The organism is Streptomyces sp. NPDC003035, assembly GCF_042888285.1.
In the GTDB taxonomy this organism is placed as follows: Bacteria; Actinomycetota; Actinomycetes; order Streptomycetales; family Streptomycetaceae; genus Streptomyces.
The window spans coordinates 1-1,397 of sequence record NZ_JBIAPJ010000017.1; the positions used below are offsets into that span (position 1 = coordinate 1).

At 56.2% G+C, this 1,397-nt stretch carries 1 rRNA gene (running past one end of the window); it reads right to left on the bottom strand.

From position 1 onward, the window contains the following. Position 1 precedes the first annotated feature (1 nt). Positions 2 to 1,397 (bottom strand): 23S ribosomal RNA (locus ACFYV5_RS34665); it runs 1,826 nt beyond the window's last position.

Genomic DNA, 1,397 nt, shown 5'->3' on the forward strand with positions numbered 1-1,397 from the left:
TGAGGACAAGCCCTCGGCCTATTAGTACCGGTCAGCTCCACCCATTACTGGGCTTCCACATCCGGCCTATCAACCCAGTCGTCTACTGGGAGCCTTACCCTCTCAAGGAGGTGGGAATACTCATCTCGAAGCAGGCTTCCCGCTTAGATGCTTTCAGCGGTTATCCCTCCCGAACGTAGCCAACCAGCCATGCCCTTGGCAGGACAACTGGCACACCAGAGGTTCGTCCGTCCCGGTCCTCTCGTACTAGGGACAGCCCTTCTCAATATTCCTACGCGCGCAGCGGATAGGGACCGAACTGTCTCACGACGTTCTAAACCCAGCTCGCGTACCGCTTTAATGGGCGAACAGCCCAACCCTTGGGACCGACTCCAGCCCCAGGATGCGACGAGCCGACATCGAGGTGCCAAACCATCCCGTCGATATGGACTCTTGGGGAAGATCAGCCTGTTATCCCCGGGGTACCTTTTATCCGTTGAGCGACGGCGCTTCCACAAGCCACCGCCGGATCACTAGTCCCGACTTTCGTCCCTGCTCGACCCGTCGGTCTCACAGTCAAGCTCCCTTGTGCACTTACACTCAACACCTGATTGCCAACCAGGCTGAGGGAACCTTTGGGCGCCTCCGTTACCCTTTGGGAGGCAACCGCCCCAGTTAAACTACCCATCAGACACTGTCCCTGATCCGGATCACGGACCGAGGTTAGACATCCAGCACGACCAGAGTGGTATTTCAACGGCGACTCCACCATGACTGGCGTCACGGCTTCAAAGTCTCCCACCTATCCTACACAAGCCGAACCGAACACCAATATCAAACTGTAGTAAAGGTCCCGGGGTCTTTCCGTCCTGCTGCGCGAAACGAGCATCTTTACTCGTAGTGCAATTTCACCGGGCCTATGGTTGAGACAGTCGAGAAGTCGTTACGCCATTCGTGCAGGTCGGAACTTACCCGACAAGGAATTTCGCTACCTTAGGATGGTTATAGTTACCACCGCCGTTTACTGGCGCTTAAGTTCTCAGCTTCGCAACCCCGAAAGGTCACTAACCGGTCCCCTTAACGTTCCAGCACCGGGCAGGCGTCAGTCCGTATACATCGCCTTACGGCTTCGCACGGACCTGTGTTTTTAGTAAACAGTCGCTTCTCGCTGGTCTCTGCGGCCACCCCCAGCTCACCGAGTAAATCGGATCACCAGTGATGGCCCCCCTTCTCCCGAAGTTACGGGGGCATTTTGCCGAGTTCCTTAACCATAGTTCACCCGAACGCCTCGGTATTCTCTACCTGACCACCTGAGTCGGTTTAGGGTACGGGCCGCCATGAAACTCGCTAGAGGCTTTTCTCGACAGCATAGGATCATCCACTTCACCACAATCGGCTCGGCATCAGGTCTCAGCCTT